We start from the raw sequence: 3,160 nt of genomic DNA on the forward strand, positions 1-3,160 counted from the left end.
AATGGTGCCGACTGCCGGAGTCGAACTGGCGACCTACTGATTACAAGTCAGTTGCTCTACCAACTGAGCTAAGTCGGCACGTCATTAAGTGGTGCGAATATTAGAGCAATGTTTTGCTGCTGGCAAGCACTAAATCAAAAAAAATTGCATTTTTTCACTGTTCGCTGTTTTTTTATTCAAACATAAGGGAAAAGCGTACTTTTATTCGGCTATATAGGCTTGCAAGCCGACAAAAACCAGATTTTTTACCGAGGTAACTTTTGACTTCAGCAAATTTGACAGTGCTTTTTCATTGCCCCCGGTCATTAAAACCAGATCAAGCTCTGGAACAACCGTCTCTGCTTGCCTAATCGCAACCTCTATCGCACCAACAGTAGCCGCCCAACAGGCATTATTGACATTTTCACCGGTATTCCGGCCAAAGGCGATACTGGCATTTTCACCTTTATCAGCTTCTACATTTGCCGTTTGCTGTAAAACACTGTTAAACATGGTATCAATACCGGGGATTATCCAACCGCCAAGATGCTCACCCGAAGCTGCTAATAAATCAACGGTCGTGGCGGTACCGGCATCTATGATCAACATGTTTTTACCGGGATAGAGCTTATAGGCCCCTATCATGGCCAACCAACGATCAACCCCGAGCTTCTCCGGCTGGTTATAGGCGGAGACAATGCCAAAACGTTTTTTCTCGGTGCGGACAAGATGCAAGTCAACTTGGTGCCGCTCCGCCCAAGACGTGATTAATTCAGATAAGCTATTCTGACTGACATTAGCAACAATAAGTTGGCTAATAGCGCTGAAATGCCGATCAAGCCAGATCATGGTCACTTGTTCATTAGCAACAGCCTCAATCGCAGAGAGTTCTTGCCCTTTTTGATAAACATATTTAGTCCGGGTATTACCGATATCAACTAATGCGATCATCATCCGCCCTTAAACTCACTTCTCCACCATAAATCGCCTTAACCTGACCGCCAGTTTCCAGTAACAAGGCTCCCTGGTTATTGATCCCCCGGCAAATTCCCGAAGTTACCCGCTCACCGGTGATCAATTTAACCGGCTTATCCAGGTAAAAGTCCTGTTGTAGCCATTCATCCACCATGGGGGTTAATCCAAATGCCTTATGCTGTTCAAGCCGGCGGGTAAGACATTTTATAATCGCCGAACACAACATATTGCGGTCTAGCGCTGCTTGAGTATGAGACTTAAGATCCGTCCAGGGCTGATCAACCTGCTCAGCACTCTGCTCTGGCATCGCCAGATTAAGGCCGATACCGATAACGCTGTGACAAGCCCCCAATGCCTGCCCTTCAAGATCAATAAGTATCCCCGCCAGTTTCACCCCGGACAAATAAATATCATTGGGCCATTTCAATTGCACTTCTATGCTAAGCAACTCGCTAATGGCATCACTTACCGCCAATGCCGTTACCAGACTCAAGCCCATTGCCGCCGACATCCCCTGTTCCAGCTGCCAGTACATGGACAAATAGATATGAGAACCAAAAGGAGAGATCCATTGCCGGCCTCTGCGCCCCCGGCCGGCACTTTGATATTCGGCAATACAAACCTGTCCTTGTTTCAGGTTATTGGGTAAACGGCGTAATAAATAGCTATTGGTAGAATCGATCAGGTTATGTACCTCAACCGTATTCGCCAATCCGTTCGCAGCTAACGTTTCCCTGATCTTATCATTACTTAATAAATCTAATGGTCGGGCTAATTTATAGCCTTTGCCGCTCACCCGGAAAATATCTAAGCCCATATCCGCTAGCGCATTAATATGCTTTGAAACAGCCGCCCGGCTGACACCAAACTGTTGCCCCAGGGCTTCACCTGAGACAAATTCACCATCAGCTAATTGCCGGATCAAATCTTCTCTTAAAGACTTCGCCATTATTGTTCAAACTCATCTAATTCAACTTCACCCTTAGCTGCTATAAGCCTGACCTCGGGTTGCAACTTAATACCAAACTTACCCAGCACACAAGTTTGCACATGTTTAGCCAATGAAGAGATAGCTTTACCTGAAGTACAAGCCTTATTCACTAACACTAAAGCCTGTTTATCATGTACTGCCGCACCATTTAGCATGAACCCCTTTAATCCGGTTTGTTCGATAAGCCAACCTGCGGCTAATTTGATACTCTGATCGGCTTGAGGGTAACAAGGCATATCAGGATACTCCTGTGCCAGCAAACGATACTGCTTAGCAGAAACCACCGGGTTTTTAAAAAAACTCCCCGCATTGGGTAAAGTTTTCGGATCGGGTAACTTAGACTCTCGTATAGCAATCACTTGCTTCATTACATCCATTGCACTGACATCTTCCGGTAAAACATCCAGGCCATGATAACTGAGCTTTGCCCGCCAGTTTTTAGGGAAAGTGAGGGTAACAGAAATAATCAGCCCCTGGTTGTAAAGCGTTCCTTTAAAAACACTATCCCGGTAACCAAATTGGCAATCCTGCCTGGATAATGTCTTTACCGATTTTGAGCTGAACTCAAACCACTCGACTTCCTGGCAATAATCGGCAAACTCTACCCCGTAAGCACCGATATTTTGCACCGGTGCGGCACCAACGCTACCGGGGATCAGCGCCAGGTTTTCCAAACCATAGATTCCCTGCTCGACACAGCGGAGCACTAATTGATGCCAGTTTTCAGCTGCCCCTACCTTGACACGATAACTGTCGCTAGCCTCTTTTACATCAATACCTTTAAAGGCCGGACGAATAATTACCGGCGTTTCATCCTCGACAAACAAGGTATTACTGCCTTCACCCAGCACATAAAAAGGTTGGTTGATCACCATATCCAAGTCATCTAAGTCTGCATAGCTGGCAGGTTGATAAAGAGACGGGGTGATTGATGCAACATTAAAGCTATTGCTTTGTTGTAACTGAAATTGGGATGCTGACTTCATAAGATACAAAAGAAATAATTTTCATCATTGTAACGAACTTTTCAAAGCGCTGAAATTGATTCAGCCGAATTTCTGATAGCCAGCTTCGGGATATATTAAAAAGCAGGGATTTGAAAAATAAAAATCCCAGAAAGCAAAAAACCCGCAGCGTCAGCTGCGGGTTTCTCTAAATAGAAGTCTAGCAATGTCCTACTCTCACATGGGACCTCCCACACTACCATCGGCGCTA

Annotated in this window: 3 protein-coding genes and 1 tRNA gene; all 4 read right to left on the bottom strand. The window is 45.4% G+C overall.

Annotation, left to right across the window (positions count from 1 at the left end):
• Positions 1-2: 2 nt before the first annotated feature.
• Positions 3-78 (bottom strand) — tRNA-Thr (locus tag QL234_RS31845).
• A 123-nt stretch (positions 79-201) separates the two neighbouring features.
• Positions 202-933 (bottom strand): type III pantothenate kinase, encoded by a 732-nt coding sequence (locus QL234_RS31850; protein ID WP_281561747.1) that lies wholly within the window; start codon positions 931-933, stop codon positions 202-204.
• A complete protein-coding gene (gene birA, locus QL234_RS31855) occupies positions 914-1,903 on the bottom strand; it encodes a bifunctional biotin--[acetyl-CoA-carboxylase] ligase/biotin operon repressor BirA (RefSeq protein WP_281561748.1) in 990 nt (329 codons plus the stop codon). The genes QL234_RS31850 and birA overlap by 20 nt, the downstream gene beginning before the upstream one ends.
• Positions 1,903-2,931, bottom strand: coding sequence for a UDP-N-acetylmuramate dehydrogenase (gene murB / locus QL234_RS31860; protein WP_281561749.1), 1,029 nt, complete (start codon positions 2,929-2,931; stop codon positions 1,903-1,905). The genes birA and murB overlap by 1 nt, the downstream gene beginning before the upstream one ends.
• Between the last annotated feature and the right edge of the window lie 229 nt (positions 2,932-3,160).

This window comes from Thalassomonas sp. RHCl1, assembly GCF_947387555.1.
Taxonomy (GTDB): Bacteria; Pseudomonadota; Gammaproteobacteria; order Enterobacterales; family Alteromonadaceae; genus Thalassomonas.

Excerpts from the sequence above, each read along its gene's own strand:
- murB (WP_281561749.1), bottom strand. The coding sequence starts at position 2,931 with ATGAAGTCAGCATCCCAATTTCAGTTACAACAAAGCAATAGCTTTAAT.
- QL234_RS31850 (WP_281561747.1), bottom strand. The coding sequence starts at position 933 with ATGATGATCGCATTAGTTGATATCGGTAATACCCGGACTAAATATGTT.
- birA (WP_281561748.1), bottom strand. The coding sequence starts at position 1,903 with ATGGCGAAGTCTTTAAGAGAAGATTTGATCCGGCAATTAGCTGATGGT.